Origin of the sequence: Tranquillimonas rosea (assembly GCF_900111315.1) — a bacterium.
Lineage (GTDB): Bacteria > Pseudomonadota > Alphaproteobacteria > Rhodobacterales > Rhodobacteraceae > Tranquillimonas > Tranquillimonas rosea.
In genome coordinates this window covers 212,071-235,500 of the sequence record NZ_FOGU01000007.1, presented here as the reverse complement: position 1 = coordinate 235,500, position 23,430 = coordinate 212,071, and the positions used below count along the sequence as shown (strand labels likewise).

Here is a 23,430-nt window from a genome sequence, read left to right as displayed (position 1 = left end):
GTCCCAGTCGCGGTCCCGGTAGCCGTTCCGCTGAACCTCTCGCAGGGGCGAACGTGCGCCCTTCGCGGCGCCGGTTCGCTCTTCCACCTCCGCTTCCATGATCCGCTCGGCCGCGAAGGCCAGCATCTCGCGGACAAGATCGCCGTCAGCCTGCTTCTCAACCAGCTCGATCAGCGCCATTCTGTCGTCGGTCATCGTCATCTCCGTTCTTGGTTCAAGGTCTCGCAACCCGAACCTGCCCGAAGATCGACGATGGCCGCCAGCGTCACGCCCGGCCGCGCGCTGCGCTAAGCCGGGGGCTCCGCGCGCGGCCTCCTACACCAAGCGTTGGGACACTGCCCGGCATCGCGTTCACCGTGCTTCCTGTGATGGTGCTGTTCTGGCTTGTCTACGGGCTCGCGGCGCGCTGGGTCAGAGCCCGCAGCGATCCATGGTCAACGGGCCTCGCGATGGGTGTCATCCTCGCCTGGTCCATCGCGGCCAGCACCCCGTTGGTGGCGTCCTGACTTTCGATTTCTCACCGACGCGCCAATTGGTGGAACTGGCTGAGACGGTCGCGGACGGCCCAAACTGACCGCGTTGGCCTTAGGAGGCTTCGCAGTCGCAGCATGGGTGCGCCTGTCGCGACAGGCCGTAAGCGGCCATTTTCGCCACCTCCGGCGGCGCCCTCAACCCGGCCATTGGTGCTTGTCGCCGCAAGACCGGTGCGACATTGTCCGCAGGACGCCCAGCAAGAAGGCAATGCCGATCTCCATGTCCAAGAAGACCCTGAACCAGGCCAACCTCGAAAAATTGGGAGCGGAGAAGCTCGCGGCACTGGTCATGAACCTGGTTGAGGGGAGCGCGGCGCTTCAGCGCCGCGCGCGGATGGAGCTCAGTGCCGCCCAGGGTCCCGGGGAGGTTGCCGCCGATCTCCGCAAGCGCTTTGCGTCTCTGCGACGCGCGACCGGCTTCGTCGATTGGCGCAAGCAGAGGGCGCTGGTCAAGGATCTCGAGGGTCTGTTGGGGATGATCGAAACCACAATCGCCCCGCATGATCCGGACGAAGCATTCGAGCTTCTCTGGTCTTTTCTTCAACTCGCCCCCTCCATTCACGAGCGCACGGATGACAGCAACGGCGCAGTGGGCGGCATCATGAGTGACGCGGTGGACCTGATCGCGGAGATTTCGCCCCGTCTTTCCCAAGACCGCACTGCCCTGGCCGAACGCATTCTCGACGCGGTCGCCGATGCGGGTTACGGCGAGTTCGACCGGATCATTCCGGCGACGGCCGACGCGCTCGGCCAAGACGGGCTGGAGCATCTTAAATGCATCACGCAAGCCTGGGCCGACGCGCCACCGACGGAGCATGAACTCGAGCAATACCGGGGCTACGGCCTCATGTCTTCTGCCGACGACAGCGTGCGCCGCAACAAACAGATGACACGGTCGATCATCCTGGCGGATATCGCGGACGCCCAAGGAGACGTCGACGCCTACATGGCCCGCTATTCAGAAGAACAGCTGACCTACGGCACCATTGCCCCTCACGTGGCCCGGCGGTTGCTCGACGCGGGACGTGTCGATGAGGCTTTCGACATCGTCACCCGCGCCCGGGTCGCCGAAGACGGCACGTCATTCCGTATGTACCGCTACGATCTCGATGCGGTCTATGAGGAATGCCTTGAGCGCAAGGGCAAGACGGATGAGTTGAAGACCCATCTGTGGAACACTTACGAGCAGACCCTCAGCGCGACGAGCCTTCGCAGGTATCTGAAGCTGCTGCCCGATTTCGACGACATCGAAGCCGAAGAGGCCGCTCTGGGCTTCGCGGAGGCCTATCCGCATCTGGGGGCGACGATCAGCTTTCTCGTCGACTGGCCATCTCACGAACGTGCGGCACGGATCGTGGTGGCGCGGGCCGAAGAACTCGACGGGAATTCCTATCACGCCCTCACGAAGGCGGCTGACGCGCTCGAGGCCGAGCACCCGCTCGCCGCCGCGCTGATGCGCCGCGCCATGGTTCTGGACACGCTGACCGGAGCAAAATCAAAGCGGTATCGCTACGCGGCACGCCATCTGGCCGAATGTCAGTCCTGCGATGCCGCCATCGAAAACTATGGGGATCTTCCCTCTCACACGCAGTTCCTTGAAGAACTCAAACAGGAACATGGTCGAAAACATGGGTTCTGGAGGTTGGTCGGTCCGTAACTACGGCCCTTAGCTGCCGTACATCAAACAACTGTCGCTGCGGTGCGGCTTCTCCGAACCGGTCGTTAGCTCGAGGTGCGGCAATCTCGCGCTTCTCAATGTCGGCACCGCGGGCATAGCGTCGAACTCACACTGCGTCGGCGGGGGCGGGCGACGTCGCGATGCGCGACGATCCAGATCGCGAAGGTGCGGGGTGGTCCGGTGCTACACCTTTGCCGGTGACCCTGACGCCGCATATCGCGCCGCGTAGTCGTGCAGCAGGGGCACACGCCGAGGTCTGAAGCTGTGCCCCATCAGGGCGGCCTTTTCGATCCCCGCGACGTGGAAGGTGCGCCAGTCCTGTCGAAGGCAGCACCAGACCAGCAACATCAATGTTCGGTCCGAATAACTGATACCCAATGGCCAGACCTCGCGCTGAGAGACCTGGCCCTTCTGGTCGCGATAGCGAACGTCGAGCGCCAGTTCCTCCCAGCAGGCGCGACGCAGCAGCGACATGTCCACGGTGTAGTCGAGGCGGACTGGGTCCGCACGAAAGCTTCGCAGGACCGTGTGCATGGCTTGCCGCGATTGATCGTCGGGGAGCGTGCCGATGATCCGGGCAAGCGCCGCACGGCCTGCTGCTTCCAAAGACGCATCGCCCGTCTTGCGCAACTCGCCAACCGCGAGGACCAGTGCCTCGATCTCGAGCCGAGAAAAGCTCTGCGGCGGCAGTGCGGGGTCTTCGGTCAGGCGATACCCCACACCGGCCTCGCCGTCGATCAGGGCACCACCGGCGCGCAGCGTGGCGATGTCCCGGTAGAGTTGTCGTCTCGACACGTCCGTTTCCGCAGCCAGCCGCGCGGCGGTAACCGGGGCGGGCAAGCGGCGCAGCGCATCCACAAGTCGCATGAGGCGGTCGGTGCGGGCCATGCTGACGCAATCTGTCAGCAGCCCTCGGCTAAAGCAAGGCGTCAGGATTTATCAGGAGACACCCATGCCGACACTCTACCACGCGCCCCGGTCCCGCTCGACCTCAATCCTCATCCTTGTGGAAGAGATGGGCCTCGCCGACCGCATCGACGTCGTGAACGTCACCGTGTCCCGGCAAGATGGCAGCAGCGGTCCGGACCCGCGCAACCCTCATCCCGAGAAGAAGGTGCCGTATCTGACCGACGGCAACGACCACGTGCGCGAGCGTGGTGCTCTCGTTGCCTATCTAACGGACAGATTCCCCGAGTCCGGTCTCGGCCGTCCTGTGGGCCACGCGCAGCGCGGGGCGTTTCTGAGCTGGCTGTTCTACTACCAGGGCGTGATGGAGCCCCTTCTGGTGCTCGATTGGGCAAAGATTGACCATCCGGCCCTGCACGCAACGTTCCGCGACCTGGATGCGGTTTTTGCCCGTCTGGCCGAGGCGCTCGATGGCCAGCCCTACCTTCTCGGTGGTGGGTGCTCGGCGGTGGACCTGTTGCTCTCGAGCCCGTTTCAATGGCTGCCGGACGCCATGCCGGAGCATCCCGCGATCCAAGCCTGGATAAGCCGTTGCGCCGACCGTCCGGCCGTGAAGGCCATTGCGGCCCGAGATAGCGCGGAGCAGTAGTATAAGTTCAGGAGCGCAATCGCCCTGGTTTGGCCGCCAAGGCGCAACCCCTGTCCTTCCTCGGTGCGTGCCGAGGGAGGCTCCAATCACCGCGAGCAACATCGGTGCGGCGGTGCGACCCTGACGGTCGGCCCGAGCCTCGGCATCGAGCTTGTTCACGAGGTCTACGACGTTGAAGAAGCGGCCGCGTCTGCCGCTGCGGATGCAGGCCCTCGCCAGCACTGAGCGGGCTCGTACGAATGCACTGAACGTCTGGATGCCGAATGCCGGGCAATGCGCGCACCGGGAATTTCGTGCGCTTACCCCGTCGGCGCATCCTCACATCCGGAGCGGCGATGCCATTTGCCTCGTCGGGCCATTCTCCGCCGGGTGTGTCTTGGCCATCTCGTCAAAATTGAACCAGCGGCGGAGGCGGCGGATGTGCTTCGGCGCGCCATCCACCGTGAGCCTCCCGTCGTCGACAGCGGTTTCCAGCGCGACATCACCGCGATAGACACGGATAAAGTTCTCCAGCGTGGCCTCAAGGAAGAGATCGGTCGACCCGCCCGGATCGGACACGCAGAGATCGAGCTTGCCCGCCTCGCAGACGAACCAGTAAAGACGTTTTTGCTCCGGCTGATCGGAGACGTCGAGGCGCAGGACGTGGCGATCCGACCCGAAGGCCGTGGGATCGACGGAATACTCCAGCCCCCAGATCAGCAGACCGAGGTCGAGTTCGCCCTCTTGGATCTCGCGCCGCGTCCACCGCTGACCCCAGATCCCGAGCGCGCCGACCAGGGGAAGGAATTCGGCCCCGGCCTGGGTGAGATGGTAAGTCCACGACTTGCCCGAACGGCCGCGCTGGCGGCGGACGAGACCTTCCGCCTCCAGTTGTCGCAATCGCTTCGTAAGCAGGGTGGCCGACATGTGCGGCACGCCGCGGTGGATATCATTGAACCGCTCCGCGCCTGCGCCGAGGTTACGGATGACGAGGGCGGTCCAGCGTTCGCAGAAGATCTCCGCAGCCTTGGCGATGGGGCAGAATTGGCCGTAGCCCTTCATGGCAGACTCCCGTGTTCTGCGCAGGATACCGCAGCTGCCCCAGACTGAAGACTCCATTTTGTGAAGTTTCAGTCGATGCGCTTGCCGGGCAGACTTTCCTGGAAGCCAAAGAAGGGAGGCGAAGATGAACACCGAGACATTGAGCCTGGAGGCCCAGATGTGGGGAGGACCTGGCAGATCCTACGACGGGATCTCGTTCGGGCTTTCGGACACCATCTCGCACACCGTCCAAGCCCTTTGGCCGCGACCCGGCGAGCAGATCCTCGACATCGGAACCGGCACAGGCTGGGGCGCCCGGCTCGCAGCCTGGCGGGGCGCCTACGTGACGGGTATGGATATCGCTCCGGGCATGCTCAAGGCGGCGGAGACTTTGTCGGTCGGTCTCGATCCGCGCCCTGTCTTTCAACGCGGGGCCGCAGAGGCGCTTCCATTCGACAACAGCAGTTTCGATGGGGTGCTCTCAACCTATGGCGTCATCTTCTCGAGCGAGCCGACCCGTGCCGCGGCCGAGATGGCACGGGTGCTTCGAACGGGAGGGCGTCTGGCAATAGCGACCTGGGCCGACGATCCCGAGGGTTATATCGCGGGTTTCTTCAGCTTGGTGGGCAAATGGTCCGACGCACCCCCTCCACCTGCCTCGCCCTTCGATTGGGGACGGCCGGACTGGTTGCAGGCGACGCTTGGCGGATTGTTTGAGATCGAAGTCCGCGAACAGGTGACGACGCTCTATGCGCCGGACGTGGCGACGGTTTGGGCGGAGTATGTCACCGGCTTCGGGCCCGTCGCGGACACGTACGCAGCCCTGCCACCCGACCGGCGAGAGGCCTTCCGAGCTGCCTTTCAGGACTTTCATCGGACTTACGAGGCTACCCAGGGATTGACGATACCACGCCTTGCACTGGTCGTCCGCGGCGTGCGGATCTGAGCCATCGCATCAAGCGTCGTCCGGCTACACGACCGGCCCTTAGCGGCCGCCCATGGCGCCCGCTAACGCCGCGCCGCAGCTTCACTGAACCGGCCATTCATGCAGGCCGCAGCATCATGCAGTGGCCTAAGGTAGGCAGCGCGGACTTTCCTGACATTCCGCACCTTTGAGCGAAAGATCGTTCCTGCACGAAGCTACACGTCGAGGATGATCGGACAGTGGTCCGAGACTTCGGTATCGTAGACGACGTCAAAACTCCTCACGGCATCTTGGTTATTGATCAGCATGTAGTCAGCGAAGCGTCCCGGCTTCTTGTAGTGCGAGTTGCGGGTGCCGCCGAAGCCGTAGTTCGTCACGAGTTCAACCATTCCGGCATCGGCGAGGATCGAGAGCGTTTCGCTGTCCGGCTCGACGTTGAAATCGCCGCAGATCAACGTTAAGTCGCCAAGCTCTGCCAACTGGCCTGATAGATCACGCAGTCTATGTGCTTGATCGGCACGTTCGGGCGTGTCCATCTTCCCAGCCAGGTCGCGCAGCCCATGCATGTGCGTGACGCTCAAGGCTCGGTCCGCATCGTAATCCCACACACGCACACCATGGGCGCTTCGAGAGCGCGGGTGATCGCCAAAGCCGTCAGGAGAGTAGTCCTTGTGAACGAAGCCTTGGACCTGTCCGATGATCGGGAAAGAGCGATGCACAAAGGTCGCCAAACCCCACTGCGAAGGGATCGACACGTTACCGTCCCAAAGGACGCCTTGCGCCGCAGGACAGAAGATAGCAACGTGCTCTGGCAGCGCCGATGCGACGTCGCGAAACAGGTTGGCGCGTTGAGACAAGACATGATCGCCGTCGCGATAGGTCAGCCATTTCTTTCCGGACGAAGGGCTATGGATGACCTCTTGGAGGCAAAGAATATCGGGCGCAATCGCGGCCAGATAGGGCAGCATCACGTCATGGAGCTTGCCGCCCCAACCGTTCAAGCACATGATTTTCATGACCCGGCACCTTCCGCGAAGCTTACCTTCGTTACAATGACAAAGAGAGGCGAGTTAGGGCTCGAGGACTAAGCCCTTTCACTACATGCGAGACGCTGGCGCTGTGTAGGCAGGTCATGTCCGGAACCTGCGCGCCTCCAGCGCGGTCACGAGAACCAGCCCGACGAGCGATACTCCAAGCCCGAACACCGCGGCCGGCATCCAGCCAGTGCCTGATACGACAGCCGCATAGGCCGGCGGACCAAGAAGCGACCCCGCTGCCCCGGCTTGGGCGATCGCGCCGTTGGCCGGTCCGATGCCGCTGGGACCAGCCCACCGAGGGATCGAGGCAAAGACCAGTGACGGAAAGATCCCCGACAGAATGTTCAAACCGAGAAAGAGGATCGCGCTGGCACCGAGCGACGCCAGCGGGCTGAACACTCCAAAGAGCAACGTCGCCGGGACGATGAGGGAGAGAAGAAGCAAAGGCACAGAAAGCCGCAGGTCGGAGCGCCGCGCCAGATAGAATGGCACTATGACCCCGCTGATCGTCATGAAGCCGCCGAGCCCCGTGACGAGCCCCGCCGTCCCCGGGCTCGCCCCTTTCTCCGAGATCAGGAATTCGGGCATCAGCGCCAACAGTCCCACCTGGAAGCAGGTGAAGCAGCCGAAGCCGCAGGCAAGGACGAGCGCTGCGCCCGGCGGGCGTATGATCATGGCTGGGACCGTTTCGGCAGCACCCGACCTGCCGCGTGGCACACAGAGCCACAGGACGGCCCCTGCCAGAGACCAGAGGAGGAGCACGCCACGCCAGCCGAGCGGCTCGGCGAACGCCCCGGAGAGGATCGTCCCGAGCGCGAGGCCGACCGGCAAGAAGGTGCTCCAGACGACGAGGGCCAGATCCGCCGACAGATGCCGTGCCTCCCGGGCCATCAGCACCGGTGCGGTGACGATGACAGAGAGATAGCCTATGCTCTCGACGGCACGTGCCAGGGTCAGCAGGGTCCCGCTGCCGACCAGTGCTTCGCCGAGGCTTCCGGCGATCAGAAGCGTGAGGCCGACCAGCAATGTTCGCCATTCCCCCGCGCGTGCGGCGAGACCGGCCGCCGGCGCCCCGAAGAGCGCCCCGCTGAGCTCGATGAGCGCAATCACCACGGCCCCTATGAAAAGGGTAAGCCCCAGCTCGTCAGAGATGAGCGGCATCAGCGGGGGTATCTTACCCATCTGCGCAGCGGCCAGAAGACCTGTCAGATAAATCCAGAGTTCTCGGCGTCCGATCGGCATGAGCCACCTCCTGCGTCTCGCGATAAGCGCCGCTTGGAAGATAGGCGAGGAATAAGATATTCAGGGGATATGCAGGACGGCACCTCCCTTCCACCGCGCTGTAGGAGCGACCTTGGCCGCGGGTTGCGCACTTGGCGCGCGCTTCATCGTGTGAAGCAGAGCCATGCGGCGGAGCTGCTCGGGGTCTCGCAGCCGCAGATTTCTCGCTGGGAAAGCGGAACTCAGGAACCGGGCCAAGATGAGGCCCGCCTCCTGGCTGACCTGCTTTCGGCCCGGCTCGCGGGTGGGGCGGATGGGCGCTTAGGAAAATTCGTAGGTGACAGCGTCTCACCGCTGCATCTGATCTGCGACATGACCCACCGGCTGCTGGCCTATTCGTCGGCGCGAGCCCGACAGTTTCGGCGCGTTCCCGAAGAGCTCGATGGAGCACTCCTCTGGGAATGTGCCAGCCCCGATATCATAGAAGCCGAGCGCAATCTGGAAACTTTGGGGTGGTTCGACTTGGTAGCCCCGATCATCGAGCTTGAGACAACCGGCCATCGGAGCCACCTGCTCGAGATCCCAGAGAGTCGGTTCACTTGGACTCGCTTCAGGCTTTCGGACGGCCGCTACGCACGCCTTGTGGAGACCATCAACTGAAAGGTTGGCGAGCGCCCCCTTCGTCCCGCGGTGCGGTCGCTGCTCCCCAGGATTTCGCTGCGCGACGCACGAATGACCGGATCCACAGCTGCGATGCGGCATGAAGATTTGCCGCGCCAAAGCGAAAATTCCGCTGCGGGCGCGCGCAGCGAGAAATTGACACCTCCGCAACGGGCTCGAAACGGACCCGCGGCAGCGCGGCGAGCTGCGATTGGCCCGACCCAGAAGGCGGGAGCGGACGGCCCAGAACCGACATTCAAGTCGATAGCCTTGCGGCGGAGTAGCTTCACCGAACCAGTCATTCATCGGCGCGGACTCCTAACGGTCTGGATCGTAACCGCGAGCCATCCGATGGCGGCCCAGAACGGACCATTCCGAGTTTCAAACAAAAGGTCGACTACCTATGCTCTTTTCGCGAGCGCAAGTTGTGCGGCGTGACAGGAGAAACTCAGATCAGGTTGGCGCGCCTCCAATGCGCGACGCGCCAAGAATGGTTGTCTGTTAGTTCCGCGATCTATCGAGAACGCGAAGGCGACTATCCCATTCGCCTCGATCGACGTAGCAGCCGTGAAGGTGCCGGAAGCCGGTTGATGGGTCGAATGCCTCACGACCATGCAGGACACGGCGATTGTCGAAGACGACCATTTCGCCGCCGTCAAGTTTCAGCGCGATGCCGTAGGCGGGATCGCGCGTCATCTCCATGAGAACCCGGTAAGCGCGGTAGAAAGACTTCATCCGGGCGGGCTCGAGATCGAGGATGTCCGCGAGGTGCGCGTTGAAACAGAGCTCGGAAACCTCGCCGCGCGTGTCCAGAGTGATTACCGTCTTGCGAGAGCGGATGTCCGTGCTGGCGTCCTGGAATCGGAAGGGCACGGTCACCGTCGACAGGACCTCGAAGGCTTCGGGATCGCGGGCCCGCAGATCCTCGGCCACGGTCATCCCGTCACAGAAGGTCGAGCCGCCGCCTTCGGCCTCGTTGGCGAGACAGTGAAGGAACTGATAGCCCGGCGGCAGTTCCTGGTTGGTCAAGTCCGTATGCAGCGGCAGTGCGTCTGAGGTGTAGGCGAGGTTGTTGGGGTTTGGCTTGGAGACGACTTCGAAGGTCAGTCCGAAGTTGGTCTCCCTGAGATGGCCGACCCGGCGGGCGACCTCCATGCCGGCCTCGGTGCTGTCGTCCAGCCCCGTCACGATGGACAGACCGAAACGCTTCGTATCGCGCAGCCATTTCGCGAGGTCGGAGTCAGAATTGAGGACGCCATTGGCATCGTGACGGGGCACGCCCTCTCCACCGAGGTCGGCGCGCCATGCGACGGGCGCGAGATCGGCGGGGTCGTGACGGGGCTGTCCGGGGCGATGCGTCTTGATCCAGTCAAGGTCGAAACGGCTTGGCGTTTCCCCGTCGTTCCAAGTGACGAGGAGCGTATCCGGGGTCACTTCCGTATGGTGAGGCGTGACGTCGAGCCGAACTTTGGTCAGCTCAAAGGTGCGCTCACCGGTATGCGGGTGGAACCCCGACGGGTCGGTGTCGCGCAGCCAGATGTATGGGAATTCACCCACGGTTCCGTCGGACCAACGGATTTTCAGGCCGTGGGCCCCGGTAATGAGGCTCGGTTGCATGTGTGTCTCCAATGAAGATGAGGTGGTCAGGCGTTTGGGCTCAGCCGAGCCGCGGGGGCGGCCACCACGCGTGGGCCTTCGCATGCGGATGGCCCGGACATCTTCCCAAGACGGTGCACATGTTTCCGATCGTTCTTCGCTAATTTATACGGAACATGGATACGCCCGGCAAGGCAAGCAGATCGAGCGGCCGGTGCGAGCCGTTCGCAATTGGGCGCCAGTTGCCGCTGGTATGAACTTGAACCGCTTGGACTCGGTCGATGTGGGCTCGCACCCGACCTGCGCCAGCACCATAAACCGACACTCTCAGAATGAGAAACCGACGGGTCTCGGCCTTAACCGGACTTTGGATAGGCGATAATCGTTCCGACGCAGCTATGTCAAAGCGGAGGCTCAACGCGTATGGCGAGCATTTTGTTACGGAACATTTGTGTCTGCCAGATGCATCTTAGGCGCTTCCCGCCGCTTTGGGGAAGGCCCTGACGATCCGGATGTTGTTGGTGCTGCCGGAACGGCCGAACGGAAAACCGGCCACTACGACGAGGCGATCATCCCGGCCCGAAGGGACGAAAGGTTGGCAGCTTTCGCGAGCGAAATGCACCATTGTTTCATAGTCGACCACGTTCTTCTCGAGCAGAGCGCGCGTTCCCCATGCAAGCGCCAGGCGCCTGGCGATCGCCATGTCCGGCGTGATTGCGAGTAGCGGTTGAGAAGGGCGTTTCGCTGAGACCCGTAGTGCTGTTGCTCCGCTCATCGAATAGGTCACGATCGCCGGTGCAGAGAGTTCGTCCGCAAGACGGGCTGCCGACCGGGCAATGCAGTCTTCGGGATGTTCGGTCGCACGGGGCCTATCACTGCGCTTGACGTAGTCCACGTGGCCTTCGGTCCGCGCGAGGATGCGGTCCATCACCTCGACCGCCTCGGCTGGATAGGCGCCCGTCGCGCTCTCCGCCGAAAGCATGACAGCATCGGCCCCGTCATAGACCGCGGTCGCGACGTCCGAGGCTTCTGCGCGGGTGGGCGTCGGCGATGTTGTCATGGACTCCAGCATCTGTGTAGCCACGATCACCGGACGATTTGCGCGGCGACAGATTTCGATGATTTCCTTCTGGGTGCTCGGCACGTTCTCGGCGGGGATTTCGACGCCGAGGTCGCCTCTCGCAATCATGATCGCGTCAGCCGATCTGGCGATGTTCTGGATGTCGGCTACGGCCGAGGGCTTTTCGATCTTCGCGATCACCCCCGCGCGACCTTCGAGGAGCGCCTTGATGTCGCTGAGATCCTCGGCGGTCTGGACAAACGAGAGTGCGACCCAGTCGACTCCGCACTCGAGCCCGAACTTCAAATCCTCGCGATCTTTGTCTGTCATCACCGGCAGATCCAGCTTCGTATCGGGAAGATTGACACCTTTGCGGTCGCTGACCGTTCCACCGGAGAGCACTTCTACTTCCAAGCTTTCCAGGCCGCGCTCCGTCACTCGGAGTCGAATTCGGCCGTCGTCCACGAAAATCCTGTCCCCGGCCCTCACCGACGCGAATATCTCGGCGTGGGGCAGTGGCAGCTGAGTATGATCGCTGGTCGTTTCTCCAAGCACCAGCGAGATCTTTTCTCGGTTCTCAAGCTGACGGGGTCCAGACGGCAAGCGCCCGAGCCGAATCTTCGGACCTTGGAGATCTTGCAGGATTCCGATGGGCACGTCTTCCTCACGCTCCAATGCGCGGATGGAGCGAATGACCGCGGCGTGGTCGGAATGAGCGCCGTGGCTGAAGTTCAAACGGAAGGTATCGACGCCGGCGTGAAACAGCGTTCGCAGCATTGGTGGAGCCGAACTCGCTGGCCCCACCGTGGCTACGATCTTGGCGCGTCTGTTTCGCATGGCTTTGCTCTTCCTGGTAATCTGGCGCTACGCGATGAACACAGCGCGAACGTCATTGACATTGGTGAGCGTTGGGCCGGTGCGGATGAGGTCATGTGTGGCGTCGAGCAGGCTGTAGCTGTCATGGCCTGCAAGGGCCTCCAAGGGATCGAATCCTGCAATTCGGGCGCGTTCCAGCGTATCTGGATCGATGAAGGCCCCGGCCGCGTCTTCAGTCCCGTCGATACCGTCGGTATCGACCGCGGCCGCATGGATGCCCGCTTCTCCTTCCAGCGCGACAGCGAGGCTCAGGAGAAACTCGGTATTCCTGCCGCCACGCCCGGGCGCACCGTCACCGATCGACACAGTAGTCTCGCCCCCAGACAATAAAACACAAGGCCGCGGAGCGGGCATGCCATGCGCTCTGACGGAGCGGGCGATGCCAGCCATGATGGTTCCGAGCTCTCGGGCCTCCCCCTCTATCGCGTCCCCAAGCAGCACGGGGGTGACGCCCGCCGAACGGGCGGCGCGCGCTGCGGCTTCCAAGGACTTCTGCGGTGTCGCGATGAGGCGGTAATCCGGGTCGAATGCTTCGTGGACGGTGGCAGGCTCCACAAGAGCTTCTCGGATGTGCATGGGCAGATCGCTCCCCATCCGACCAACGACGTGTGTAAGATCGACGGTCGGATCGGGGTCGGGCACGGTCGGTCCTGAAGCAATCGCCGCCGGGTCATCGCCCGGCACGTCTGATATCGCGAGTGTCACAAGCTTTGCCGGAAGAACGGCACGCGCGAGTCCGCCACCTTTGACCGAGGACAACCGGCGTCGCACGCTGTTCATGTCGGAGATCGGAAGGCCCGAGGCCAGAAGGCGTCTGTTGACCTCGATTTCGTCGCTGAGGATCAATGGGGGTCGAGGCGCAGCCAGCAAAGCGGAACCGCCGCCCGAGATCAATGCGAGTACAAGGTCTTCGGGCCCCGCTGCCTCGGCCAGGGTCATGATTTCCTTCGTAGCTTCCGCACCGGCCACATCCGGGACGGGGTGCGCCGCTTCACGAACCACGATCCGGCTCGTCGCAACCGAATGTCCATACCGGGTCACGACCACGCCGGACATATCCACGTCAGGCCAGGCCGTTTCGAGGGCGTGTGCCATCGCGGCTGAGGACTTGCCGGCTCCGACCACGATGCACCTACCCGTAGGTTTCGGAGGCAAGTAATCCGCCAGAACCGTCGCTGGATTGGCGGCCGCGATGGCCGCATCGACCATCGCCAGCAGGAGCTCTCTTTCAGACGCCTCGGACATCTCGATCAGAGGATATTGGAGCCACGGATCGCCTCGCAGACCGCATCCGTCACGTCCTGCGTCGTCGCCGTGCCGCCGATGTCTGGCGTCATGATTCCGGCTTCGCAGACCTTCTCCACCGCCTCCATCAATCGCGCGCCGGCGGCTTCCTCACCGAGATGCTCGAGCATTTGCGAGGCAGTCCAGAACGTCGCGACGGGGTTCGCGATACCTTTCCCGGTGATGTCGAACGCGGAGCCGTGGATGGGTTCGAACATGGAAGGGCTGCGGCGCTCGGGGTCAATGTTGCCGGTCGGGGCGACACCGAGGCTTCCCGCCAATGCGCCTGCGAGATCTGAGAGGATGTCGGCGTGCAAGTTGGTCGCCACGATCGTATCGAGCGACTGGGGTTTTAGAGCCATCCGCACCGTCATGGCGTCGACGAGCATCTTGTCCCACGTAACGTCCGGGAATTCCTGCGCGACCTCGGCGGCGATCTCGTCCCACATGACCATGCCGTAGCGCTGTGCGTTCGATTTGGTAACGACAGTCAGGAGTTTGCGCGGCCGCGACTGCGCCAGCTTGAAGGCGTAGCGCATGATCCGTGTCACGCCCGTCCGAGTGAAAATCGACACCTCGGTGCCGACTTCTTCGGGCAGGCCGCGATGCGTGCGCCCGCCATTGCCGGAATACTCGCCCTCGGAGTTTTCGCGAACAATGACCCAGTCGAGGTCGCCCGGTCCGACACCCGTGAGCGGCGAGGTGATCCCCGGCAGTATCTTCGTCGGCCGTACGTTAGCGTATTGATCGAAGCCCTGACAGATCGGGAGGCGCAGGCCCCAAAGGGTGATATGGTCCGGGACATCGGGCGCACCGACCGCACCGAAGAAGATCGCGTTGAACGGCTTCAGCTGCTCGGTGCCGTCGTCGGGCATCATGACGCCGTGCTTCTTGTAGTAGTCGGACCCCCAGTCGAAGGTCTCTACGTCGAACTGAAAGCTGCCGTCACGTGTGGCAAGAGCCTCGAGCGCCTGCAAGCCAGCATCGATGACCTCCGGGCCGATCCCGTCTGCTGGAATAGCGGCAATCTTATAGGTTTTCATAGACTTACCTGGTTCTGATGGTTTGTACGGCGGCGGACAGAGACGCCATGTCAAGAATGTCCGGTACGGATAGCCTCCCTGATGCACCGCCGCGGACGCGATGTCGGGACGGTATGGGGAAGCGGTGATCGCACTCAAGCTCTCTTGGATTATACAAATTACGGGAATAATGTTGAGTGAAGTTCAAGGAGAAGCTCGTGGAACTTACTCAGCTGCGCTGTTTTCTGGCTGTCGCCGAGACGTTGCATTTCGGCAAGGCGGCCCACAGCCTCGACATGTTGCCGGCCTCTCTGGGGCGTCACTTGAAGAAACTCGAAGAAGGGCTCGGCCTCAAGCTTGTCGCGCGCACGACGCGCCATGTCTCGCTGACACCTGCCGGCGAGGAACTGGTCGAAGAGGCGCGCGATCTCGTTGATCGTGCAGACCGGTTTGAAGAAATGGCTCGCTCGATGGAGGTGAAATCCTCCAACGTGCTGAGACTTGGCGCGATTGATAGCGCGGCGGCAGGTCTTGTGCCCCAACTCCTGACCTATTTCCGAGAAATCCGCCCGGACATCCAAGTCACGCTCTACGAGCAGAAAACGATCCGGCTCCTGCCGCGGCTTTCGTCCGGCCGGATCGACATCGCCTTCGTTCGTCCGCCGGAGGTTCGCCCCCCTGAGATCGTGTTCCGATCCCTGTTCCACGAAACTGCCGTGGTGGCGATGCCGTCGGATCACCGCCTGTCGGAGCGCAACAGCATTACCATCCCCGAGCTCGCGGACGAGCCGCTGATCGTGCCGGACCGTCGGTCGCGCCCGCACAGCCACGATCTGACGATGAAGCTCTTTCTCGAAGCCGGACTGACCGCGCGCGTCGCCCAAATCGCGGAAGAGAAGCAGACCATCGTCAATATCGTCAGTACCGGGCTCGGCCTGGCAATTGTCCCAAAGTGGACCGCGCGTCTGGCCGTGTCGGGCGTGAACTTCGTCCCAATCGAAGTCAAAGAGGGCCTCGCCTTGAACAAGCTGTCCCTCGCGGCAGCTTGGATGCGGGGCACACGAGACCCGGCCCGCGACGCGCTTCTCGATTGCCTCGATGGCCGCCTTTCCGACATCGCCGAGTCAGCCTGACATTATTGCGAAAGTATATATAATTCTGCGCAGATTGCTCTCGGCGGGCCGGCAGACCTACGCTCCTTTCACCAATCGGATCGCTCCGTTTGCGTGAACGAAATACTTGGGAGGAGGAAGCCATGAGTTTCACCAAGAACTTCATTGTCTCAATCGCGGCTGTTAGCGCGCTGTCGGTGCCCGCGGTGGCGCAGGACAGAGAAGGCTGGCCCGACACCATGACAATCGGAACCGGCAGCCAGGGTGGCACCTACTTCACCTATGGCAGTGGTTTCGGCTCCATGATCAGCGACGAGCTGGGCATCAATGCCGGTGTGGAGATCACCGGCGGGCCGGTTCAAAACGTCACCCTCGTCGAAACGCAGGACCACAACATGGGGTTCGTGACGCTCGGTCCCGCGGACGAAGCCCGCCGCGGCGAGAGCGCGCTGATGCCTGACGTTCCGCACGAGGCCGTTCGCGCGCTCTTCCCGATGTATCAGACGCCTCTTCAGGCCGCGGTCCTCGCAAGCTCCGACATCGAGAGCTTTGCGGATCTCGATGGCAAGCGCGTCGGCGTCGGACCCAAAGGGGGCACCTCGGCGACTTACTGGCCGCGGTTCTTCGAAGAAGCCGGCATGGACGTGACGCTGTCCCATGCCGGTGGTTCGGACACGGCCGGACAGCTCAAGGACGGTCTGATCGACGCTTTTGTCTACGCCGCCGGTCTGCCGACGGGCGCCTACAGCCAGCTCGCCGTCGAGAACGATGTGCGCTTCCTGTCGATGGACGAGGAGACACTGTCGACATTCGTCGATGCCGTCCCGGCGATGTCGGAATTCACGATCCCCGCCAACACCTACGAGGATCAGCCCGAGGACGTCCAGTCGGTCGCGCTCTGGAACTTCGCCATCGCCCACGAATCCATGCCGGACTCACTTGCCTACGAAATCACCAAGCTCGCCATGGAGAATCCCGAGCGGATGACGCAGGTGCATGCTGCGGCGAAGGAAACGGTGCCTGAAAACGTTGGAACGAACACTCTCATTCCGTTCCACGAAGGTGCCGCGCGCTGGTTCGAAGAAAATGGTTTCGACCTGCCGGAGACGCCCGAGTAACTACGGTATCTCCTCGGGACGGCGGCCGTACTTCCGCGGCCGCCGTCTATCTTTCTGGCTTCCGACTTCGCGAGATCTCTCATGTCCGACAACAGCGGCAGGACCGAGGCCCGCGCCTCGGCTACCTCCAGTGCATCCTTGATCGAAGAACAGACCGCCAAGGCCAGCGTTGACACCGACGCGATGGCACTCAATCAGCGTGTCTTTTCCGGTTCGCGTCACTGGCTAATCGCTGGCCTTTGCGTGGCCTACACGGTCTTCCACCTTCTGGTCATGAACGTGTTCCCGCTGGAGACATGGACATACCGTCTCGTTCACGTCGGCGGTGGCTTGATGCTGGGCTTTCTTCTCTTCAGCGTTCGTGAGGTCATCAATTCCGGGCCCGAGCCAAAATCATTGCTTTCGAAAGGCCTCCTTGCCTTGGCCGGGGCTGGCATTCTCTACGCTTTCGCCGCCGTGGCCGTTATCTGGATCAACGGGGTCACTTCGAGCTCGGCCGCCGCGCCATCCTGGGCGATGAGCACGCTCGGTGTGCCCCTGGTTGTCGGCACCACCCTCGCTGTCGTCCATTCCTGGGTGTTCCCACACCTTCGTAGGGACCGCTTTGCGCCGGTCGACGTGCTCCTCGCACTCTCGGCACTGACTGCAACCGCTTACCTGATCCACTTTGCCCCGCAGCTTCAGCTCCGGGCAGGTATGCCAATGGCGCTACCCGCCGATATGTGGTCGGCGATCGCACTTGTGGTGCTGATCATCGAACTTACGCGCCGCATGGCAGGCCTCGCGCTCGTGATCATCGCAACGATCTTCGTTGGCTACGCATTCCTCGGACCATGGCTTCCAGGCATCTTCGAGCACCGAGGCTACGGCCCGCTGCGGTTTTTCTCCTACATCGTGAGCGACAACGGCGTCCTTGCCGCTCCGATCGCGATTTCCTCGACCTACATCATCCTCTTCGTAGTCTTCGCGGCGTTCCTACAGGCAAGCCGGGTAGGCGAATATTTCGTGAACCTCGCCTTCGCCGCGGCCGGTCACAAACGCGGCGGACCGGCGAAGGTTGCAATCTTCGCCTCAGGGCTCATGGGAATGATCAACGGCACCAGCGCAGGCAACGTCGTCGCAACGGGTAGCTTGACGATACCGCTGATGAAGAAGGTCGGCTATCGCTCCCAGACGGCAGCGTCCGTCGAGGCGGCGGCCTCATCCGGCGGACAGATCATGCCGCCGATCATGGGCGCGGGCGCGTTCATAATGGCCGAGATCACCGGTATTCCATACATGGAAATCGTTTGGGCCGCCGTCATTCCGGCGATCGTTTATTTCGCCTCCGTCTACTTCATGGTCGACTTGGCGGCTCAGAAAAAGAATATGAAGGGCTTGCCGCGTTCCGAGCTGCCCCAACTCGGTGCTCTCCTGCGGCAGATCTACCTCTTTACTCCCATCGTGGTGCTTATCTACGCCCTTTTCGCCGGGTACTCGGTGATCCGATGTGGCACGCTCGCGATGATTGCTGCTGCCGTCGTATCGTGGCTGACGCCACACAAGATGGGACCCCGGCAACTCTTTCACGCTCTTGAACTCGGCGCGCGCATGGTGCTCCAACTCGTAGCGGTTTGCGCTACTGCTGGGATCATCGTTGGTGTCATCGCCCTGACCGGCATCGGGTCGCGTTTCTCTTCCGTGCTGTTGGCGGTGGCCGATCAGAGCCAGTTCCTGGCGCTTTTCTTTGCCATGGTCGTATCGGTGATCCTTGGAATGGGGATGCCCACGACAGCGGCCTACGCGGTTGCGGCGAGTGTGATCGCACCCGGCGTGATCGGGCTCGGTGTCGAGCCTCTGACCGCGCATTTCTTCATCTTCTACTTTGCTGTGATGTCGGCGATCACGCCGCCGGTCGCACTGGCCGCCTACGCAGGCTCGGCTCTTGCGGGGTCAGACCCGATGAAGACCAGCATGGAAAGCTTCGTAATTGGTCTCGCGGCATTTGTCGTGCCCTACATGTTCTTCCTCGACCCCGCGATGCTGATGCAAGGCACGTGGCCTGAGATCATCCACATCACGATCACCGCCGTGATCGGTGTCTACTTCCTCTCCTGCGCCGTGCAGGGCTACTTCCTGACGTCAGCTCCCCCGGTGGTGCGTATCGGCCTCCTGGTCGCCGGCCTGACCATGCTGGAAGGCAGTTGGCTCACGGACACGATTGGCGTTTTGCTCGGGGTGGCGCTCGCCTTGTTTCAACGGAGGAAGTCCGAAAAGAAGATTCGAGAACCTCAAACCGAGTGATCATATGTGCTTGAATGCAATGCAGCTCAGTCGCCATTCTCCTGAGGCGACGCGTTCAAGAGTTGCAGCCATGGCGGTTCGGAGGCCTCAATCCACCGGATACCTCCGCTTTTGAGAAGTGCTGCAAATCGTCGCTTGAGTAGGTGCGTGCTTGAGGGTCATCGGACTCCAGCGTTTAGTATCCAATAGCAAGAGGGATACGCTGGATCGCGAAAACGCAGCGAAAGTCCGATTGCCGCACACCGACGGTGTCGCACGTAGGGCGGGACGTCGATCACATCCAATGCCTCGCGAAGGCCGGTCGCCGTGCTGTGGGGCAAATGTCGGCATGGTGGCGGCGTCGTGGCGGAGCGGGTGGTGTTATGATCCCATTTCACCGGACACGCTCAGGTGGTTTCGGTTTGAGCAGAAATGAAATCGCGAAGCCAGCGCTGCTTCAGCCCTGAGTGCGAGTGGTTGTCGTTGTTACCGGAGAACCAATTGCGCATCAATCGGAGCTCGGTTGCGGAATCGTCGAAGCGGCGTTACCGGCACGGAATCGCGCTTGAGCGTGTTCAGAATCTCTCGGACATCTGATTGCTCTGCGGGCTCTTTACCGAGGGTGAACCAAGGTCGCAGGCAGAGATGTTGCGCGAAGATGCGCGTCTCCTCGGCGGTATATGCCCCGTTGTCCGTCAGAAGCTCGATGGGGGCTGGCGCCAGGCAGGTCCCAAAGCGCTGCTCGACGGCTTTCAGGAGCATTTTCCCCGGTCCGAGCCGCTGATCCCGTCGTTTGCCACTGCCCGCCAAGAGATGATCTCGCGGTCGTGGGCGTCGATGAGGAAGGTGCCGCGCACCACGTCTTGGTTCCAGCAGGTCACACATTCAGGATGCGCAGGCGCCGGCCGGAGACGAGCTGGTCCTGCAAGAAATCGACCGACCAGCGGGCGTTCGGCACCGCTCCCGCGACGAGGGGCGCCTGCGTGCCGGTGGCCTTCTTGCGCCCCCGCCTGCGCTTCACCGACAGCGCTTTTTCGCGGTGGAGACGCTCGGTGTTCTTGGGGTTCTCACTCGCCGTTCTTGGCGCAGCAGGACGTGCAACCGCCGATAACCGAACCGCTGCCGTTCCCCGGCAAGTTCGCGCATCCTTTCCCGGAATAGATCATCATCCGGAGGCTCGGCGCAATACTGGTTCATCGACAGGTCAGCGCCGATGAGGTGACACGCCCGCCGCTCGCTCATCCTATGGCGGTCCATGAGACAGGCGACTGCGAGCCGACTCGCGGCGGGCGTCACCGTTAATGAGATGATCCGCCCTGCCTCCAAGCCCGATGATACGGGCGGTCAGTAAAGGAGGATCATGACATGAACCGCAACCAACCGAGAGACTGTGCCGTGTTCGGGATCGACATCGGCAAGACCGTGTTTCACGTCGTCGGGCTCGATGCGCGTGGCGCACCGATCCAGAAGGCCACGGTCGAGCAGATCCTTCAGCGAAGTATCGGTGTTTCTGGCACTCTGTCCGATTTATTGCTGGAAGGCTTCGCGAAACGCGGTCAAGGCGGCGATATCGTCGCCGGAAGCAAACGCTTCGAGGCCAACTGGCCCGTCATACCCCATCTTGGAGAGGGCCCGCGCGATGCTCGAATAGTTGATCTCGCCCGTGCCGGGCTCGCAACGACCTGGCACATCGGCGACCTGGATCTCGCCAATCCAGGGGAGACAGGCACGGCAGAGTTCGATCAAGTTACCCTCGCCGATCTGCGCATGGTAAAGGTCGAGGTTGAGGCGGAGCTGCGGCCGATCGACCGCAGCGACCAGGGCAAGCGTCTCTTCCGCCCGGGCGAAAGGAACGCCGGCGTGATCTGCGGGCAGGTTCAGGTTCTCGAGCGTGAAAGTCACGCCCAGCTCTTCCCCGAGATCGCATATGCGGTGGAGTGTGTCGCGGGCCTTCACCCATTTCAGCGGCGTCGCGACCTCGGCCAGCTTCGGTCGACCACCGTCGCCAAGGCCGGTTCCGTGGAGGTTCAGCCGCGCCACGCCGAGGCGCTTTCCGACCTCGGCAGTTTCGCGTGCCGAGGCCAGCAAGGCCTCCGCTCCAGCGTCGTCGGCGAGCCGGCCCTCGAGATACCCGTTCATGATCGAGAACCTCGCGCCGGACGCCTCGAGCTTTGCGAGGTCGTGATCGACCCAGTTCCAGAGCCCGACCTCGAAGCCCATCTCGTCAAGCTGGGCGCAGCGCCATTCGATGGGGCGGTCGCGCCACAGCATCTCGGCGCAGGCGGCAAGGGTAAACGCCATCGCTCAGCCCCCCGTCATGTCGGTCGTCACGGCCACGGGACGGCCCTCAGCGAGAGAGCGGTTCGCGGCTTCGGCGAGTGCGAGTGCGTTGACGCCGTCCTGCACGCCGGCGGGAACCGGCGCGCCCTCGATCACGGCGTCGACAAAGGCCGACCACTCTATTGCGTAGGCACGCGTGTAGCGCTCGAGAAAGAAGAACACGGGCTTGGCCGAGACGACGCCCGCAGCGGTAGACTTGACCACGGTGTTCTCAATCTCGTTCTCAGCTGCGAGCGTTCCGTCCGCGCCGAGCACCTCTACGCGTTGGTCGTAGCCGTACGGCGCCTGCCGCGAATTACAGATGGTCGCGATCCGCCCGTCAGAATAGGTCAGCACGACGACGCCTGTATCGATATCGCCCGCGGCGCCAATCTCCGGATCGATCAGGCATGACCCGTGCGCCATCACCGTTTCCGGCAGACCGAAGAGGAAGGAGCACATGTCGAAGTCGTGGATCATCATGTCGCGGAAGAGCCCGCCCGAGACCTTGATGTAGCTCACTGGGGGCGGGGCGGGATCGAAGGAGGTCACAGACAGCATCGTCGGTTTGCCGATTTCACCACCTTCGAGCGCGGCCTTCACCTGGGCGAAGTTCGGGTCGAAGCGGCGATTGAAGCCCATCATGATCGGCTTGTCGTGGTTGGCCGTGATCTTGCGGATCTCGAGCGCGCGAGAGAGATCGAGATCAATGGGTTTTTCACAGAAAACGGCCTTTCCGGCTTTCACGCCGGCGGCGATCAGGTCAGCATGGGTGTTGGTCGATGACGCGATGAGAATTGCGTCGACAGACGCGTCCGCGAGGATCTCGTCTGCGCCACGGGCGGGAATCCCGTGCTCTTTGGCCAAGGCTTCCGCAGCCTCGGTCATCACGTCCGCGACGGCGACGAGCTCGGAGCGCGGGTCCATTTTGATCGAGGCGGCATGCACCTTGCCGATACGGCCGGCGCCGAAGAGTGCGACTTTCATGGTTCATGTCCTTTCCGGATAAAGCGTTAGAGGGACACGCGCCGGCCTTCGCGGGCCGAGGTGTCGATGGCGTGGATGACCTGTTCGAACGCGAGCGCGTCGGTGAAGTCGGGATAGGCTGACGTCTCCGTGGAGATCGCGCGTAAGAAGGCGGTGGCCTCGATGGTCTTGAGATCGCCAAAACCGAGCTGATGCCCCGGCGCTGGACAGAATGCGCCATAAGGCGGGTGATCTGGGCCTGTCAGGATCGTGCAGAAGCCCTGCTCTGCCTTGGGTCCGTCGTTCACGTAGAGGCGTAGCTCGTTCAGCCGCTCTTGGCTGAAGGTGATCATGCCGCGCGTGCCGTGCACTTCCCAGTCGAGCTTATTCTTGCGACCCCAAGCTGAACGAGAGGTGCAAAGCGTGCCCTGCGCCCCGGAGGCGTAACGAACTAACGCTGAGGCTGTGTCCTCGTTCTCGACGGTGCCGCGGCCAGACCCATCTGGCAGGGGGCGCGTCGCGTGGGCGATCTGGGTGTCGGCCAGGACGCTTTCGATGGGGCCCATCAGAAGGTGCGACATCGACACCAGGTGGCAGCCGAGATCGCCGAGCGCGCCGAGGCCCGCCTCGGACCGGGTCGAGCGCCATGTCCAGGCGAACTCGGGATCGGCCTGGTAGTCCTCGTCGACCCAGCCGCGGAAATGCACAGGGCGTCCGATCCTCCCGTCCGCGATCAGCCTCTGTGCGTGGGTGACCGCCGGGTTGTGAATGTAGTTGTAGCCGACGAGCGTGGAGGAGCCGGCCTCGCGGGCCGCAGCCGCCATCACCTCGGCGTCCTCGAGGCTCAGCGCCAGCGGTTTCTCACAATGCACATTCTTCCCCGCAGCGATGGCGGCGAGTGCCATCTCGCGATGCAAACCGTTCGGTGTGGTGATGCATACAATATCGACATCAGGATCGGCGACGAGTGCAGTCCAGTCATCGGTCGCGCGATCAAAGCCGAGCTGGGAGGCCATCGCATCGGCGCGATCCATGGGCATGTCGCACAGCACGGAAAGGCGAGCCTCTGGCACGTCCGCCATGATTGCGCGCGCCGAGCGATAGGCCAACGCGTGTGCCTTGCCCATGAAGCCGGTTCCGATCAGGCCAATACCGATCGCCATGATTCTCCTCCCATAATGGAATT

At 62.7% G+C, this 23,430-nt stretch carries 20 protein-coding genes and 2 pseudogenes; 7 read left to right on the top strand and 15 right to left on the bottom strand.

Annotated features, from left to right (window positions below; genetic code table 11):
• On the bottom strand, window positions 1-195 hold a 195-nt coding region (locus tag BMZ25_RS13660), incomplete at its 3' end, for a transposase (RefSeq protein ID WP_177190465.1).
• A 558-nt stretch (window positions 196-753) separates the two neighbouring features.
• On the opposite strand from BMZ25_RS13660, the gene BMZ25_RS13655 reads away from it, so the two are divergent.
• Window positions 754-2,190 (top strand): DUF6880 family protein, encoded by a 1,437-nt coding sequence (locus tag BMZ25_RS13655; RefSeq protein WP_092694537.1) that lies wholly within the window; start codon window positions 754-756, stop codon window positions 2,188-2,190.
• Window positions 2,191-2,394: 204 nt separating this feature from the next.
• On the opposite strand, the gene BMZ25_RS13650 is transcribed toward BMZ25_RS13655, so the two are convergent.
• On the bottom strand, window positions 2,395-3,099 hold the full coding sequence (locus tag BMZ25_RS13650; RefSeq protein ID WP_092694498.1) for a helix-turn-helix transcriptional regulator: 705 nt from the start codon (window positions 3,097-3,099) through the stop codon (window positions 2,395-2,397).
• Window positions 3,100-3,163: 64 nt separating this feature from the next.
• On the opposite strand from BMZ25_RS13650, the gene BMZ25_RS13645 reads away from it, so the two are divergent.
• Window positions 3,164-3,766, top strand: coding sequence for a glutathione S-transferase family protein (locus BMZ25_RS13645; protein ID WP_092694496.1), 603 nt, complete (start codon window positions 3,164-3,166; stop codon window positions 3,764-3,766).
• Between the two features lie 108 nt (window positions 3,767-3,874).
• Here the strand turns inward: BMZ25_RS13645 and BMZ25_RS21070 are convergent.
• Together BMZ25_RS21070 and BMZ25_RS13635 are read right to left on the bottom strand one after the other, a co-directional pair.
• A pseudogene (locus BMZ25_RS21070) lies at window positions 3,875-3,985 on the bottom strand (ATPase); the annotation flags it as partial.
• 99 nt (window positions 3,986-4,084) lie between these two features.
• On the bottom strand, window positions 4,085-4,807 hold the full coding sequence (locus tag BMZ25_RS13635; protein WP_092694494.1) for a winged helix-turn-helix transcriptional regulator: 723 nt from the start codon (window positions 4,805-4,807) through the stop codon (window positions 4,085-4,087).
• Window positions 4,808-4,931: 124 nt separating this feature from the next.
• On the opposite strand from BMZ25_RS13635, the gene BMZ25_RS13630 reads away from it, so the two are divergent.
• Window positions 4,932-5,732 (top strand): class I SAM-dependent methyltransferase, encoded by an 801-nt coding sequence (locus tag BMZ25_RS13630; protein WP_218142544.1) that lies wholly within the window; start codon window positions 4,932-4,934, stop codon window positions 5,730-5,732.
• Between the two features lie 194 nt (window positions 5,733-5,926).
• On the opposite strand, the gene BMZ25_RS13625 is transcribed toward BMZ25_RS13630, so the two are convergent.
• Both BMZ25_RS13625 and BMZ25_RS13620 read right to left on the bottom strand, forming a co-directional pair.
• Entirely contained in the window at window positions 5,927-6,727 is an 801-nt protein-coding gene (locus tag BMZ25_RS13625) for an endonuclease/exonuclease/phosphatase family protein (RefSeq protein WP_092694492.1), read from the bottom strand.
• A 114-nt stretch (window positions 6,728-6,841) separates the two neighbouring features.
• Complete coding sequence (locus BMZ25_RS13620) at window positions 6,842-7,990, bottom strand: MFS transporter (RefSeq protein ID WP_092694490.1); 1,149 nt, start codon at window positions 7,988-7,990, stop codon at window positions 6,842-6,844.
• A 69-nt stretch (window positions 7,991-8,059) separates the two neighbouring features.
• Here BMZ25_RS13620 and BMZ25_RS13615 point away from each other — a divergent pair, with 69 nt between their 5' ends.
• The gene (locus BMZ25_RS13615; protein WP_092694488.1) at window positions 8,060-8,629 is read left to right on the top strand and encodes a helix-turn-helix domain-containing protein; all 570 of its coding nucleotides are present in this window, start codon (window positions 8,060-8,062) and stop codon (window positions 8,627-8,629) included.
• Between the two features lie 501 nt (window positions 8,630-9,130).
• On the opposite strand, the gene BMZ25_RS13610 is transcribed toward BMZ25_RS13615, so the two are convergent.
• The 4 genes from BMZ25_RS13610 to BMZ25_RS13595 form a co-directional block, all read right to left on the bottom strand.
• A complete protein-coding gene (locus BMZ25_RS13610) occupies window positions 9,131-10,246 on the bottom strand; it encodes a TauD/TfdA family dioxygenase (RefSeq protein WP_092694486.1) in 1,116 nt (371 codons plus the stop codon).
• Between the two features lie 448 nt (window positions 10,247-10,694).
• Window positions 10,695-12,122, bottom strand: a complete 1,428-nt coding sequence (gene pyk / locus BMZ25_RS13605) for a pyruvate kinase (RefSeq protein WP_092694483.1) — start codon at window positions 12,120-12,122, stop codon at window positions 10,695-10,697.
• 27 nt (window positions 12,123-12,149) lie between these two features.
• Window positions 12,150-13,370 carry a glycerate kinase type-2 family protein gene (locus BMZ25_RS13600; RefSeq protein WP_235859875.1) on the bottom strand — a complete coding sequence of 407 codons (1,221 nt, stop codon included), beginning with the start codon at window positions 13,368-13,370 and terminating at the stop codon, window positions 12,150-12,152.
• Window positions 13,371-13,411: 41 nt separating this feature from the next.
• Complete coding sequence (locus BMZ25_RS13595) at window positions 13,412-14,488, bottom strand: tartrate dehydrogenase (protein WP_092694479.1); 1,077 nt, start codon at window positions 14,486-14,488, stop codon at window positions 13,412-13,414.
• Window positions 14,489-14,664: 176 nt separating this feature from the next.
• Between BMZ25_RS13595 and BMZ25_RS13590 the strand changes: the two genes are divergently transcribed.
• From BMZ25_RS13590 to BMZ25_RS13580, 3 genes are all read left to right on the top strand, one after another.
• Entirely contained in the window at window positions 14,665-15,600 is a 936-nt protein-coding gene (locus tag BMZ25_RS13590; protein ID WP_235859874.1) for a LysR family transcriptional regulator, read from the top strand.
• Between the two features lie 122 nt (window positions 15,601-15,722).
• Entirely contained in the window at window positions 15,723-16,697 is a 975-nt protein-coding gene (locus BMZ25_RS13585) for a TAXI family TRAP transporter solute-binding subunit (RefSeq protein ID WP_092694477.1), read from the top strand.
• A gap of 81 nt (window positions 16,698-16,778) precedes the next feature.
• Entirely contained in the window at window positions 16,779-18,980 is a 2,202-nt protein-coding gene (locus BMZ25_RS13580) for a TRAP transporter permease (RefSeq protein WP_092694475.1), read from the top strand.
• A 386-nt stretch (window positions 18,981-19,366) separates the two neighbouring features.
• Here BMZ25_RS13580 and BMZ25_RS21400 read toward each other — a convergent pair.
• From BMZ25_RS21400 to BMZ25_RS13560, 5 genes and pseudogenes are all read right to left on the bottom strand, one after another.
• Window positions 19,367-19,837: pseudogene (locus BMZ25_RS21400) on the bottom strand (IS3 family transposase); the annotation flags it as partial.
• On the bottom strand, window positions 19,837-19,980 hold the full coding sequence (locus BMZ25_RS20900; RefSeq protein ID WP_177190464.1) for a hypothetical protein: 144 nt from the start codon (window positions 19,978-19,980) through the stop codon (window positions 19,837-19,839). The gene BMZ25_RS20900 and the pseudogene BMZ25_RS21400, both read right to left, overlap by 1 nt.
• Before the next feature lie 506 nt (window positions 19,981-20,486).
• Entirely contained in the window at window positions 20,487-21,260 is a 774-nt protein-coding gene (locus BMZ25_RS13570; RefSeq protein ID WP_092694471.1) for a TIM barrel protein, read from the bottom strand.
• A 3-nt stretch (window positions 21,261-21,263) separates the two neighbouring features.
• Window positions 21,264-22,265, bottom strand: coding sequence for an inositol 2-dehydrogenase (iolG, locus tag BMZ25_RS13565; RefSeq protein WP_092694469.1), 1,002 nt, complete (start codon window positions 22,263-22,265; stop codon window positions 21,264-21,266).
• A 26-nt stretch (window positions 22,266-22,291) separates the two neighbouring features.
• Entirely contained in the window at window positions 22,292-23,407 is a 1,116-nt protein-coding gene (locus BMZ25_RS13560) for a Gfo/Idh/MocA family protein (protein WP_092694467.1), read from the bottom strand.
• Between the last annotated feature and the right edge of the window lie 23 nt (window positions 23,408-23,430).